This window comes from Jatrophihabitans sp. YIM 134969 (assembly GCF_054456675.1).
Genome location: NZ_JBTJEQ010000008.1, coordinates 13,383 through 26,900, shown reverse-complemented (window position 1 = coordinate 26,900; position 13,518 = coordinate 13,383). Strand labels below are relative to the sequence as shown.

Below are 13,518 nucleotides of genomic sequence, written 5' to 3'. Positions count from 1 at the left end.
CCTCACCCCGGACCACACCGTGACCGCCGCCCTCCTGCTGCTCGCCGCGTTCGCGCTCGTCGCGACCTGCGGGGTGTTCGTCGCGGGCGAGTTCGCGCTGCTCGCGGTCGACCGCCGCGCGGTCGAGAAGGCCGCCGAGGAGGGTGACCGCCGGGCCAAGGGGACCCTGCTCGCCCTGCGGTCGCTGTCGACCCAGCTCGCCGGGGTGCAGATCGGCATCACGGTCACGAACCTCGCCATCGGCTTCCTCGCCGAGCCCGCCATCGGTCAGCTCATCGAGGGCCCGCTGACCTCGCTCGGCGTCCCCGAGGGCGCGGTCTCGCCGATCGCGGTGGTCATCGCCCTGACCGTCTCGACGGGCGTGACGATGATCCTCGGCGAGCTGATCCCGAAGAACCTCGCGATCGCGGCCCCCATCGCCACGGCGTACGCCGTGCAGGGACCGATCCGGGTGTTCACGACCGCGATCCACCTGCCGATCCGTGCCCTGAACTCCTTCGCCAACGCCCTGTTGCACCGTTTCGGCCTCGAGGCCAAGGAGGAGCTGGCGTCGGCCCGTTCGGCCGACGAACTGCTCTCCGTCGTCCGGCACTCGGCCGCCGAGGGCGCCCTGGAGAGCGAGACGGCGAACCTGCTGACCCGCAGCATCGTCTTCGGCGACCGCCGCGCGGCCGACGCCATGACCCCGCGCCTGCGGGTCGTGTCGGTCGACGCCACCGACCCGGTCGCGGTCGTCGTCGAACGGGCCGCCGCGAGCGGTCACTCCCGCTTCCCGGTCAACGGCGAGGACGTCGACGACGTCGTCGGCTTCGTCCACCTCAAGTCGGCGCTCGCGGTGCCCCGCGACGAACGCGGGGCGGTCCTGGTGCGCGAGGTGATGGTCGCGCCGGTCGTCGTCCCGTCGACGCTGCCGGCGGGCGCGTTGCTCGACGCCCTGCAGGAGCGGGGGCTGCAGATCGCGGTCGTCATCGACGAGTACGGCGGCACCGACGGCATCGTGACGCTGGAGGACCTGGTCGAAGAACTCGTCGGCGAGGTCAGCGACGAGTTCGACCTGCCCGGCGTGTCCGACCACGACGACGTCGACGGCCTGGTCGCCGAGGGCGACGGCTGGCGGGTACCCGGAGCGTTGCGGCCGGACGAGGTCGAGGCCGTCACCGGTCTGGAGGTCGAGCGCGGCGAATGGGCCACGGTCGCCGGCATGTTCCTCGCCGCGTTCCAGGCCATGCCGGCGGTCGGCGACCACGTCGACGTCGACGGTGTGCGCTGGACCGTCCGCTCCCTCGACGGCCTGCGCATCGACCTGTTGCACGCTGCACCGATCGCCGCGGCCCACGCGAGCCGCGACGACCAGGAGGTGCAGGATGCCTGACTGGCTCGGGATCCTCCTGACGTTCGTGTTGTTGCTCGGCAACGGCTTCTTCGTCGGCGCCGAGTTCGCTCTCGTGTCGGCCCGGCGCTCGGTCATCGAGCCGATGGTCGACGCCGGGTCACGGCGGGCCGGCACGACCCTGCACGCCATGGAGCGGGTCTCGCTCATGCTCGCGGGCGCGCAGCTGGGCATCACCATCTGCTCGCTGCTGCTCGGTTCGCTGTCCGAACCCGCGATCGCGCACCTGCTGGAGCCGGTGTTCGAGGGCCTCCACATCCCCGAGGGCGTCGTCCACCCGATCTCGTTCGTGCTCGCGTTGGCGTTGGTGACGGTGCTGCACGTCGTCATCGGCGAGATGGTCCCGAAGAACATCGCGCTGGCCGCTCCGGAGAAGTCGGCCCTCCTGCTCGGCCCCCCGCTCAACGGCGTGGTCACCGGGCTGAAGCCGATCATCGCCTCGTTCAACTGGATCGCGAACCACTCGCTGCGGCTGGTCGGCGTCACCCCGCGCGACGAGGTCGCGAGCGTCTTCACCCGCGACGAGGTGGCCGGCATGGTCGCCGAGTCCCACCGCGAGGGACTGCTGGAACAGGACGACCGGGAGCTGCTCGAGGGCGCGATCTCGTTCGAGGACCGCACCGCGTCCGCCGTGGTGCTGCCCGTGGCGGACCTGCTCACGGTCGGTCCCGGCGTCACACCCGACGGCGTCGAGATGCTCGCCGTCGCGAGCGGCTTCTCCCGCTTCCCGTTCGTCCGCGACGACGAGATGGTCGGCTACGTCCACGTCAAGGACGTCCTCACGCTGCCGGACCGCGACGACCCGCTCCCCGCCGAACTCGTGCGGCGCCTGCCCGACGTCCGCTGCGACCAACCGCTGCGTACGGTGCTGGAGGCCATGCGCGCCGAGGGCTCGCACCTGGTCCGGGCCCGCGACGCCTCCGGTGCGACGGTCGGGGTCGTGGCCATGGAGGACGTCCTCGAGGAACTGGTGGGCGAGATCCGCGCCTGAGGTCTCGGTGGACGGTGGCGGCGCTCGCTACCGTTCCCGGTGTGACCCGCGCGCCGCTCGACCTGCCCGTCTCGGACTGGACCGGGTGGCTGTCCGCCCAGGTCGAGGAACGCCTGGCCGCGGTCGCCGCCGGGTTGGACGAGATCCGCTCCGGTGCGGTGACCGGCGCCGACGTGCTACTGCGGTGGAACGACGCCGACACCGCGCTGCGCGACGCCGCGTCGCTCGCGAGCCTGCTCTCCGAGGTGCACCCGGACGCCGAGGTGCGCACGCTCGCCGAGGACCTCGCCCAGCGCATCGACGCCGTGAGCACCGATCGCGACCTCGACCCGGCGCTGTTCGCCGCGATCGAGGCCCTCGACGGCGACGCCGTCAGCGCCGCGGGTGACGACGCCGACCGGTTCCACGACCACGTCCTGCGTGACTTCCGCCGGGCCGGCGTCGCCTCACCCGAGGCCGACCGGGTGCGGCTGAAGGAGATCTCGCAGCGCCTCACGGTGGTCGACCAGGACTTCAGCCGGCGCATCCGCGAGGACGTCCGCTCGGTGCGGTTGCGTCCCGAGCAGCTCGACGGGCTGCCGGCCGACTACGTCGAGGCCCACCCGCCCGGGGACGACGGCTTGGTCACGATCACCACCGACTACCCCGACTACCTGCCGTTCCGGACGTTCGCCACCGACGCGGACGCGCGCCGGGAACTGGCCCTGGCGTTCCTCAACCGCGCCTACCCCGACAACGAGCCCAGCCTGCACGAGATGTTCGACCTGCGGGCGGAACAGGCGGCGCTGCTGGGGTTCGACAGCTGGCCGGACCTCGACGCCGCGGTCAAGATGATCGGCTCGGGCGACGCCATCGGCGCGTTCATCGAGCGCCTCGCCGACGCAGCCGGTCCCGCTGCGGCCCGCGACCGGGAGGTCCTCGTCGCGCGGATGCAGCAGGACCTGCCCGCCGCGACCGGCCTGGACAGCTCGCAGTTGGGTTACTACGAGGAACTCGTGCGGCGCGAGCAGTACGACGTCGACGCCCAGCAGGTCCGTCGCTACTTCGACTTCCCGGCCGTGCGCAAGGGTCTGCTCGACGTCACCGGCCGGCTGTTCGGCGTGGAGTACCGCGAGGTCGACGCGCCCTCGTGGCACGAGGACGTCGTGGTGCACGACGTCGTGCGCGACGGCGTGGTGATCGGACGGATCCGACTGGACCTGCACCCGCGCGACGGCAAGTACAAGCACGCGGCGCAGTTCGACCTCGCGGTGGGCCTCACCGACCGGCAACTGCCCGAGGGCGTGCTGGTCTGCAACTTCCCGCGCGGACTGATGGAGCACGACGACGTCGTCACCCTCTTCCACGAGTTCGGTCACCTGCTGCACCACGTGCTGGGCGGCGCGCAGCGGTGGGCGCGGTTCTCCGGGGTGGCCACCGAGTGGGACTTCGTCGAGGCGCCGTCGCAGATGCTCGAGGAGTGGGCGTGGGACGTCTCGGTGCTGCAGACCTTCGCCGCGGACGCGGACGGCACGCCCATCCCCGCCGACCTCGTCGAGCGCATGCGTGCGGCCGACGAGTTCGGCAACGGCATCTTCGTGCGGACGCAGACCTTCTACGCCGCGGTGTCCTACCTGCTGCACCGCGACCGCCCGGCCGACCTCTCGGCCGAGGTGGAACGGCTGCAGCGCAGGTACTCACCGGTGGACCCGCTGCCCGGGACGCACTTCGAGGCCTCGTTCGGTCACCTCGGCGGCTACTCGTCGGGCTACTACACCTACATGTGGAGCCTGGTGATCGCGAAGGACATGTTCTCCCGGTTCGACCCCGCCGACCTGCTGGCTCCGGGCGTGGCCGGTGAGTACCGCGACCGCGTGCTCGTCCCCGGCGGCTCACGTGACGCCGCGGACCTGGTCCACGCGTTCCTCGGCCGGGAGTTCGGCTTCGACGCCTTCGCCGCCTGGCTGAGCGGTCCGTCGGCCTGAGCGGCTCTGCGGTGAGCGGGGTCGCCGCCTGGGTGGAGGTCGTCGAGTCGCCCGCGAGTTCGGTCGCGGCGACCCGCGCCGCCGTCGAGGCGCTGCTGGCGGCCGACCCGCGCCTCGGCGCGTCGACGGTGCTGGGCGTCCTGTCGCTGCCGCCGCGCTACCGCCCGTCCCGCGGCCTGCTCGTCGACCCCGGCGACGACGCCCACCGCCGGTGGGAGCGCAAGGTCGCGGTCACCCGCGCCCTGCTCGCCTCACCCGCCGCGACGCTCGTCGCGGACGAACTGGCCGACGAGCTCGCGGACTGCCCCGAACTCGCGGCCGCCGTCAGAGCTGACGCAGACAGCCCGTGAGGTGAGGCGTGCCCTTGCGGACGTCGTCGACGGCGAGGTCCCAGCCGGTGTCGACCGGGCGGGCGGCGAAGCGGACCGTTGCAGGGAGCAACACCGGTTTCTTGAACGACACCTCGTGCACGTACGACGACGGCAGCCGGTACTCCAACGCGGAGATCGTGCGGGCGGCGACGTACATGCCGTGCGCGATGGCGCGGGGGAAGCCGAGCGCCTTGGCCGACAGGTTCGACAGGTGGATCGGGTTGACGTCACCCGAGACGCCGGCGTACCGACGCCCGGTGTCGGCGGGCAGGCGCCACTGCACCTCGGCGACCGGCGCCGCGACCGGCTCGGGCGATGCCGCGACGGCGCGGGAATCAGTCGCTGAACCCGAGGTCTTCTCCCGCCGGAGGTAGGTCGACGACTCGCGCATGACGACCTCCTCGCCCACCTTGACCTCGGTGACCAGGTCGACCTGGCGACCCACCCGGTGCGGGCGCAGGTCGGCGGCGTGGACGTCGAGCGTGACCGCCTCACCCCGGAACACCGGCCGCAGCTGCTCGATGCGGTTCTCGACGTGGACCAGCCCCACGAGCGGCAACGGGAAGGTGCGGGCGGCCATGATCTCGGTCGCCAACGGGAAGGCCAGCACGTGCAGGAACGTCGAGGGCACGGCGTCGGACACGCGGAAGCCGCAGACCTTCTGGTAGTCGTCGAGCCGACCGGTGTCGACGGCCACCGACTCCAGGGTCAACCGGCCGCCGTCGGCGGGGAGCTTCGTGCCGCCGAAGCGCGAGGTGACGACGGCCTTGGCGAACAGCACCGGCAACGGCGCCGCCCGCTTGACCGTGCTCATGCCCCCAGCATGTTCTGGCCGCACACCCGCAGGTACTGGCCGTTCACCGCACCCGCCCCGGGCGAGGACAACCAGGCGACACCCTCGGCGACGTCGGACGGGAGCCCCGCCTGCTGCAGGGAGTTCAGGCGTCGGGCCACCTCGCGGGTCGCGAGCGGCATGCTCTGGATCATGTCGGTGTCGATGAGCCCCGGCAGGACGGCGTTGATGGTCGAGCCGCTCGGCTCCAGCTGCCGGGCGGTGGCCCGGACCATGCCGAGGATGCCCGCCTTGGTGGCGCCGTAGTTGGTCTGGCCGCGGTTGCCGGCGAGCCCGGTGGTCGAGCTGAGCGACACGACCCGGGCGCCCGGTCGCAGCACACCGCTCTCGATCAGCGCGGCGTTGATCCGCAGCTGCGAGGACAGGTTGACCGCGATGACGGCGTCCCACTGCTCGGGCTTCATGTTGGCCAGCAGCTTGTCCTTGGTGATGCCGGCGTTGTGCACGACGATGTCGACCCCGCCGTGCCGTTCGCGCAGGTGGTCGACCAGCAGCTGCGGCGCGTTCTCGGCGGTGATGTCGAGCTGCAGGGTGGTGCCGCCGATGCGGTTCGCGACCTTGGCGAGGTTCTCGCCCGCGAGCGGCAGGTCGGCGCAGACCACGGTGGCGCCGTCACGCGCGAGCGTGGTGGCGATGGCTGCACCGATGCCGCGGGCCGCGCCCGTCACGACCGCGACCTTGCCGGCGAGCGGCTTGTCCCACGAGTCCGGTGCCGGGGCGTCGGACGGGCCGAGCACGATCGGCTGGCCGTCGACGTAGGCGGCCTTGCCCGAGAGCAGGAACCGCAGTGCCGACTCGACCGCGACGGAGTCGACCGGCAGGTCGCCCACCAGTTCGAGCCGGTTGACGGTCGCGCCGAGGCGCACCTCCTTGGCCAACGAACGGACGAGGCCGTCGAGGGCCTGCCGGGTCGCCGCCACCGCGGGCTCGTCGGACGTCTCCGCGCGCCGCCCGATCACCACGACCCGTGCACTGGGCAACAGTGCCCGCACGTTGGCGTTGAGCGTCGCGTAGACGGCGTGCAGGTCGGTGGGCTCGGCGGCCCCGGTGGCGTCGACCACGATCGCCCCGAGCTTGCCGCCCTCACCCTCGCGGGTGACAACCTCGGCGACGGAGGCCCGCTTGAGCACGGTCTCGAGGTCGGAGGTCGGGCCGACGGCACCGACGAACACCGGACCGGCCGCGAGGGCCTGCCCCGGGACGAAGCGCCGCAGCCGGGCCGGTCGGGGGAGCCCGAGCCGGCCGGCGACCTGCTTGCCGAGCGAGGAGTTGACGACGTCCGAGTAACGGTCGGCCATGACGATCAGGCTCCTTCGAGGATGGCGACGACGCCCTGGCCGCCGGCGGCGCAGATGGAGATGAGCCCACGCGAACCTGCGCCCTTGGCGTGCAGGAGCTTCGCGAGCACCGGCACGATCCGGCCGCCGGTGGCGGCGAACGGGTGGCCCGCGCCGAGCGAGGACCCGGTGACGTTGAGCTTGCTGCGGTCGATCGCACCGAGTGCGGGGCGGCCGAGGCGGCGCTCGCAGAACGCCTCGTCCTCCCACGCCTCGAGCGTGGTCAGCACCGTCGAGGCGAAGGCCTCGTGGATCTCGTAGTAGTCGAAGTCCTGCAACTTCATCCCGACCCGGTCCAGCAGCCGCGGCAGGGCGTACACCGGCGCCATCAGCAGGCCGTCGTCCTTGCGGTCGCCGTGGACGTAGTCGACCGCTCCGGTCTCGGCGTCGACGAGGTGGGCGAGCACGGGCAGCTCGTGGGCGGCGGCCCACTCGTCCGAACCCAGCAGGACGGTCGACGCGCCGTCGGTCAGCGGGGTGGAGTTGCCGGCCGTCATGGTCGGGTTGTCCAGCCGCTTGCCGAACGCCGGGCGCAGCTTCGCGAGCTTCTCGACCGAGGAGTCCGGCCGCAGGTTGTCGTCGCGGGACAGGCCCAGGTAGGGCGTGACCAGGTCGTCCTGGAAGCCGTCCTCGTAGGACTTCGCGAGGTTGCGGTGGGAGGCCGCGGCCAGTTCGTCCTGCGCCTCGCGGGTGATCCCCCACGCGTCGCCGGTGATGGCCTGGTGCTCACCCATCGCGAGGCCGGTGCGCGGCTCGGAGTTCACGGGGATGTCGAGCTTGATCTGGCCCGGCCGGAAGCGGGCGACGACCTTGAGCCGGTCGGCGAGGCTGCGGGCCCGGTTGAGGTCGAGCAGGACCTCCCGGAGGTCCTCGCCGACCGCGATCGGGGCGTCGGACGTGGTGTCGGTGCCACCGGCGACGCCGGACTCGATCTGGCCCAGCGCGATCTTGTTGCTGACGAGGATGGTGGTCTCGAGACCCGTCCCGCAGGCCTGCTGCACGTCGTAGGCCGGGGTGGTCGAGGCGAGGGCGGACCCGAGCACGGACTCGCGGGTGAGGTTGAAGTCGCGGGCGTGCTTCAGGACGGCGCCGGCCGCGACCTCACCGAGCTGTTCGCCCTGCAGGCCGAACCGGGCGACGAGGCCGTCGATCGCCGCGGTGAGCATGTCCTGGTTGGACGCGTGTGAGTACCGGCCGTTCGAGCGTGCGAACGGGATCCGGTTCCCGCCGATGACGGCAGCCTGGCGGCGGCCCTCGGGCGATGTTGTCTGGGGCAACGTTCGAGTCCTCCCGTGGAGTGGAGCCTGCCGGTGGAGCGGGGGCAGGATGGGAACAACTGCTGCAAGTACCCGCGCGGTGGGACTTGTTCCCCCCGGCGAGCCGAGGGGGAGCCATGCCTGCGAGTGTTCGACACCCACAGTATCTGATACCGTGAGTTCCATGCGAGGTGACGCTGACGACCGTCGGGCTCCGACGGACGGCCGACGCGCCCGCTGGGCCGACCACCGGGCCGGCCGCCGCGACGAGCTCATCGACGCCACGGTCGCCGCCGTCCGGCGCCACGGCGCGAGCGTCGGCATGGACCAGATCGCCGCCGAGGCGCACACCAGCAAGCCGGTCATCTACCGGTACTTCACCGACAAGTCCGACCTGTACCGGGCGGTCGGCGGGCGGGTGGCCGACGAGCTGCTGGTCGAGATCGCCGCGGCCACGACCGACGAGGTCGACCCGCGCGAACGGGTCCGGGCCGGTGTCGACGCGTTCTTCCTCGTCCTCGAACGCAACCCCGAGCTGTACCGGTTCGTCGTCGCGTACCCCATGCTCGAGGGCGCGCTGGGTGGCGGCCGCAACGCCCCGCGCCCGCGCGGCGAGGACATGGTCGCCGACTACATCAGCCGCGTCGAGGACCTGGTCAGTCGCCTGCTGGTGGACCAGCAGGGTGTGGACCTGCCCGTCGCGACGGCCCGGCTCTGGGGCACGTGCATCGTCGGGCTCGTCCGCGCCGCGGGCGACCACTGGCTCGCCGACCGGGCGCAGGCCGCCCGTGACGGCGTCGAGGTGTTCACCGCACGCACCGGCTCGCGCCCGTTGTCCCGGGCCGAACTCACCGATCAGGTCACCACGCTCGTCTGGAGCGGCGTGGTCGGCGGCCTGCTCGCCCCGCTCGAGGCCGCCCGCCGCGAGGCGGTGGACCCCACCACGACCACGGAGGTCGAACGCACGTGACCGAGCTCGCCGACGCCGCCCTGTTCCAGGAACTCGCCCACCACCTCGACGGTCGGTGGGGCGCGGTCCGCGCCAAGGCGCGGGAACTCGCGTCCGATCCCCGCTTCGTCCCGACCAGCGACACCGACGTCGAAGCGCACCGCAGCCGGGTGACCGAACAGATCCGCGTCCTCGCCGAGATGGGCGAGCCCCGGATGGGTTTCCCGGCCGAGTTCGGTGGCCGTGACGACCTGGGCGGATCGATCACCGCGTTCGAGATGCTCGCGATGGGTGACCTCTCGCTGCTGGTCAAGGCGGGCGTGCAGTTCGGCCTGTTCGGCGGGGCGGTGCTGCACCTCGGGACCGATCGGCACCACCAGCGCTATCTCGAGCAGATCCAGTCCTTCGAGCTGCCGGGCTGCTTCGCCATGACCGAGACCGGTCACGGCTCCGACGTCGCCTCGATCCTCACCACCGCGACCTACGACCCGCAGACGCAGGAGTTCGACCTGCACAGCCCGGTCGCCGCGGCCACCAAGGACTACATCGGCAACGCCGCGCGCGACGGCAAGGCGGCCGCGGTCTTCGCCCAGCTCGTCACGGACGGCAGGTCCGAGGGCGTGCACGCCTTCTTCGTCCCGATCCGCGACGACGACGGCCGACCGTTGCCCGGGGTCACGATCACCGACGACGGCCTCAAGGCCGGCCTGAACGGGGTCGACAACGGCCGGCTCCGGTTCGACCACGTCCGCGTGCCGCGGGAGAACCTGCTCAACCGCTACGGCGACGTCGCGCCCGACGGCACCTACTCGACGCCGATCGAGAACCAGAACCGCCGCTTCTTCACGATGCTCGGCACGCTCATCCAGGGCCGGATCAGTGTCGGCGGCGGTGCGGGATCGGCGACCAAGGTCGCCCTCACGATCGCGCTGCGCTACGGCGACGCCCGCCGTCAGTTCGGCGCCCCCGGAAGCGACGACGAGATCGTCGTCAACGACTACCTCGTCCACCAACGCAAGCTGCTCGTGCCGCTCGCGAAGACCTACGCGCTGCACTTCGCGCAGTCCGAACTCGTCCAGACCCTGCACGACGTGTTCCTCACCGAGCCCGCCGACAGCCCGCGCCGCCGCGAGCTCGAGACCCGCGCCGCCGGCACCAAGGCGGCCGCGACCTGGCACGCCACCCACACCATCCAGACCTGCCGGGAAGCCTGCGGCGGGCAGGGATATCTCGTCGAGAACCGGCTGCCCGTGCTCAAGGCCGACACCGACGTCTTCACGACCTTCGAGGGCGACAACACCGTCCTGCTGCAGCTCGTCGCCAAGGAACTCCTCTCGGGCTACGCCTCGGAGTTCGGTGACATGAGCACGCTGAACCGGGCGGGCTTCCTCGCCGAGCAGGTCGGCGAGGTCGTGCTGGAGAAGCTGTCGGCCCGCAAGGTGCTGGCATCGTTGCTGAGTGCAACACCCGGACGCGACGAGGACTCCGACCTCCACGACCGCGACTGGCAGATCGGCCTCCTCGGCTGGCGCGAGAAGCACATGCTCGACTCCGTCGCCAAGCGGCTGCGTCGGGCCATCGGCTCCGACGACCCGTTCCCGATCTTCAACGCCGCCCAGGACCACATGCTGGCGCTGGCTTCGGCCCACGTCGAACGGGTGCTGCTCGAGTCGTTCGTCCGGGGCGTCGAGTCCTGCCCCGACCCGGCCGCCCGGGCCCTGCTCGACCGGGTGTGCGACCTGTTCGCGTTGTCGACCATCGAGGCCGGCCGGGCGTGGTTCATGGAGCACGGCCGGCTGACCGCCCGGCAGAGCAAGGCTGTCACCTCCGAGGTCAACACCCTGCTCGGGCAGGTCCGACCCGACGCCGTCCTGCTCGTCGAGGCCTTCGGCGTCCCCGAGGCGGCGATCGGTGCCCCGATCGCCCAGGGCGCGGAGGCCGACCGGCAGGCCGAGGCGATCGCCGCCCGGGCCGGTACGGGCGAGGCGACGTCGCTCGCGACCGAGGAGCACCGGGCCGTCACGGGCTAGGGAAACCCTCGCGGAGCTTGACCGCGACCGCCCTCGGACCGCTAGGTTAGGGTTGCCTAACTTCGACGGCCTCTGGAGGCACCCGTGCCCGATCGCACCGCGACCCCCACGGTGGCGAGCGCCCTGTTGCTCGACGACGTCACCCTCGCCGGCCGCGCCCGCACGACCCTCGCCGCGGCCGACGTCGTCACCGTCGTCGGCCCCACCCCGCTGCGGGTGACCGTGCAGGACCGCGACGGCGAGCCCGAGATCACGGCCGTCCCGGACGCCCTGCGTGAGCTCGTGGGCCGCGGCCGGCGCACGACGGTGGTGGTCTCGCCCCGTCTCGACGACGGCGTGTGGTTGGTGCTCGACGGCCGGCTCGTGGAGCGCGAGGGCGCCGTCGTCCTCGCGGTCGAGGCGGTCTGGGTCGGCTGCCCGCACGGGCACGGCCACGCCCGGCCGCTCGACCTCGACGCGTACGCTACCGCGTTGCCCGACGCCGTCCGCGCCTCGATCCCACGCCTGGTCGAGCACACCAACGAGGGGCACGGACCGGAACTACGCGAGGTCGCCCGCCGGTCGCTCGGTGTGCCGGGCGCCGACATCGCCGCGGCGTCGCTGTGCGAACTCGACCCCGCCGGTGTCACGTTGCGGGTCGTCGACCTCGACGGCGTCAGCGACGTCCGGCTGCGTTTCCCCCGCCCGGCGTCCACGCCGGGCGACCTGCTCGGCCTGCTGCGGATGGCGCTGACCTCGGCCTGATGTCGGTGGGGGCGGGCAGACTGCGCCGCGTGCCGATCGCCCGCTGGCAGGACCTCTGCGTCGACATCACCGCTCCGTCCGGGAGCAGCCCCGAACCGGCGTTCTGGGCCGAGGCGCTGGGCCTGCGGCACGTGCCGCCCGACCGTCCGGGCCGCCCGGGCAGGCTCGTCGGCGACCAGCCGTCCCAGACCGTCTGGCTGAACCCGGTGCCCGAGCCGAGGACGGTGAAGAACCGGGTGCACCTCGACGTCCACGCCGCGTCGGTCGAGGAGGTCGAGGCCCTCGGTGCCCGCCCGCTGTCCTCACCGGGGCAGTTCCGCTGGACGGTGATGGCCGACCCGGAGGGCGGGGAGTTCTGCGTCTTCGTCCGGGAGCAGGTGCCCGCCTACAAGTTGTACGAGATCGTCGTCGACGCCGTCGACGGGTACGCGATCGCGCGGTGGTGGCACGAGGTGCTCGGCGGCGAGCTGGGCCGACGCGACGACGACGGCTGGCTGCGCGAGGTCCCCGGCGTGCCGTTCGAGGCCATCGACTTCGGCAACGTCCCCGAGCCGAAGACGACCAAGAACCGGGTGCACTGGGACGTCGAGGTCGACGGCCCCGAGGGTCTCGACGCCCTCGTCGCGCACGGCGCCACGGTCCTGCGCGTGCGCGACGAGGAGATCGGGTGGACGGTCCTCGCCGACCCCGAGGGCAACGAGTTCTGCGCGTTCACCCCGGACTGACCGGACGGATCAGCCCAGTTCGGCCAGGGCGTCGTCGTCGAGGACGATGTCGCCTGCGCCCATGTTCTCCTCGAGGTGCACGACGCTCGACGTCCCCGGGATGACCAGCACGTTCGGCCCCTGCGCGAGGACCCAGGCGAGGCCCACCTGCGACGGCGTCGCACCGATGCGCTCCGCAACGGAGATGACGGCCGGGTCGTCGGTGACCTTCGGCGACACACCGAACGCCGAGCCGAGCGGGAAGTACGGGACGTACGGGATGCCCCGCTCGCGGCACAGGTCGAGAACGGCCTGGTCGTCGCGCATCCGCAGGTTGTAGGCGTTCTGCACGCAGGCGATCTCGGTGACGGCGAGGGCGTCCTGGAGCTGCGCCAGGGTCACCGTCGACAACCCGATGCCGTTGATCTTGCCTTCGTCACGCAGGGCGATCATCTCGGCGAGCTGGTCGGCGAACGGCACGTGCTGGTCCGAGCCCGGCTCGACGTGCTCGTCCATGAGGCGCAGGTTGACGGCGTCGACCCGCTCGATCTCCAGGCTGGCGAGGTTGGCCTCGACGCCGGCGCGCAGCTCCTCGGGGCGCTGGGCGGGGGTCCAGTTGCCCTGGTCGTCGCGGGCGCCCCCGACCTTGCTGACGAACACCAGGTTCTCCGGGTAGGGGAACAGGGCGGTGTGGATGAGCTCGTTGCTGACGTCGGGGCCGTAGTACTGGGCGGTGTCGATGTGGTCGACGCCGAGTTCGATGGCGCGGCGCAGCACGGCGAGGGCAGCGTCACGGTCCTTCGGTGGGCCGAAGACGCCGGGCCCGGGCAGCTGCATGGCGCCGAAGCCGACCCGGTGCACGGGACGGCCGGCGAGTTCGACGGTCTGACTGTTCGCGGTGGTCACACCTGTAGGTCTACGCCGCGCGG

At 72.1% G+C, this 13,518-nt stretch carries 12 protein-coding genes; 8 read left to right on the top strand and 4 right to left on the bottom strand.

Annotated elements, in window-relative coordinates:
• Window positions 1-19: 19 nt before the first annotated feature.
• From ACXR2U_RS06260 to ACXR2U_RS06245, 4 genes are read left to right on the top strand one after another with little or no spacing between them, the layout of a single operon-like run.
• Entirely contained in the window at window positions 20-1,372 is a 1,353-nt protein-coding gene (locus ACXR2U_RS06260) for a hemolysin family protein (RefSeq protein ID WP_458824088.1), read from the top strand.
• Complete coding sequence (locus ACXR2U_RS06255) at window positions 1,365-2,381, top strand: hemolysin family protein (protein ID WP_458824087.1); 1,017 nt, start codon at window positions 1,365-1,367, stop codon at window positions 2,379-2,381. The genes ACXR2U_RS06260 and ACXR2U_RS06255 overlap by 8 nt, the downstream gene beginning before the upstream one ends.
• 41 nt (window positions 2,382-2,422) lie before the next feature.
• Complete coding sequence (locus tag ACXR2U_RS06250) at window positions 2,423-4,345, top strand: M3 family metallopeptidase (RefSeq protein ID WP_458824086.1); 1,923 nt, start codon at window positions 2,423-2,425, stop codon at window positions 4,343-4,345.
• 11 nt (window positions 4,346-4,356) lie between these two features.
• Window positions 4,357-4,695, top strand: a complete 339-nt coding sequence (locus ACXR2U_RS06245) for a hypothetical protein (protein WP_458824085.1) — start codon at window positions 4,357-4,359, stop codon at window positions 4,693-4,695.
• On the opposite strand, the gene ACXR2U_RS06240 is transcribed toward ACXR2U_RS06245, so the two are convergent.
• From ACXR2U_RS06240 to ACXR2U_RS06230, 3 genes are read right to left on the bottom strand one after another with little or no spacing between them, the layout of a single operon-like run.
• Entirely contained in the window at window positions 4,670-5,530 is an 861-nt protein-coding gene (locus ACXR2U_RS06240) for a MaoC/PaaZ C-terminal domain-containing protein (protein WP_458824084.1), read from the bottom strand. The genes ACXR2U_RS06245 and ACXR2U_RS06240 overlap by 26 nt on opposite strands.
• Window positions 5,527-6,867 (bottom strand): 3-oxoacyl-ACP reductase, encoded by a 1,341-nt coding sequence (locus tag ACXR2U_RS06235; RefSeq protein WP_458824083.1) that lies wholly within the window; start codon window positions 6,865-6,867, stop codon window positions 5,527-5,529. The genes ACXR2U_RS06240 and ACXR2U_RS06235 overlap by 4 nt, the downstream gene beginning before the upstream one ends.
• Window positions 6,868-6,872: 5 nt before the next feature.
• Window positions 6,873-8,183, bottom strand: coding sequence for an acetyl-CoA C-acetyltransferase (locus ACXR2U_RS06230; RefSeq protein ID WP_458824082.1), 1,311 nt, complete (start codon window positions 8,181-8,183; stop codon window positions 6,873-6,875).
• A gap of 163 nt (window positions 8,184-8,346) precedes the next feature.
• Between ACXR2U_RS06230 and ACXR2U_RS06225 the strand changes: the two genes are divergently transcribed.
• The 4 genes from ACXR2U_RS06225 to ACXR2U_RS06210 all read left to right on the top strand — a co-directional run bounded on the left by ACXR2U_RS06225 (window position 8,347) and on the right by ACXR2U_RS06210 (window position 12,610).
• Entirely contained in the window at window positions 8,347-9,132 is a 786-nt protein-coding gene (locus tag ACXR2U_RS06225; protein WP_458824081.1) for a TetR family transcriptional regulator, read from the top strand.
• On the top strand, window positions 9,129-11,141 hold the full coding sequence (locus tag ACXR2U_RS06220) for an acyl-CoA dehydrogenase family protein (RefSeq protein ID WP_458824080.1): 2,013 nt from the start codon (window positions 9,129-9,131) through the stop codon (window positions 11,139-11,141). Before ACXR2U_RS06225 ends, ACXR2U_RS06220 begins: the two co-directional genes overlap by 4 nt.
• An 84-nt stretch (window positions 11,142-11,225) precedes the next feature.
• Window positions 11,226-11,885: a DUF2470 domain-containing protein gene (locus ACXR2U_RS06215; RefSeq protein WP_458824079.1), complete on the top strand. Its 660-nt coding sequence runs from the start codon at window positions 11,226-11,228 to the stop codon at window positions 11,883-11,885.
• Between the two features lie 29 nt (window positions 11,886-11,914).
• On the top strand, window positions 11,915-12,610 hold the full coding sequence (locus tag ACXR2U_RS06210; protein WP_458824078.1) for a VOC family protein: 696 nt from the start codon (window positions 11,915-11,917) through the stop codon (window positions 12,608-12,610).
• A 9-nt stretch (window positions 12,611-12,619) separates the two neighbouring features.
• On the opposite strand, the gene ACXR2U_RS06205 is transcribed toward ACXR2U_RS06210, so the two are convergent.
• Window positions 12,620-13,495 carry an oxidoreductase gene (locus tag ACXR2U_RS06205; RefSeq protein WP_458824077.1) on the bottom strand — a complete coding sequence of 292 codons (876 nt, stop codon included), beginning with the start codon at window positions 13,493-13,495 and terminating at the stop codon, window positions 12,620-12,622.
• Window positions 13,496-13,518: the final 23 nt, after the last annotated feature.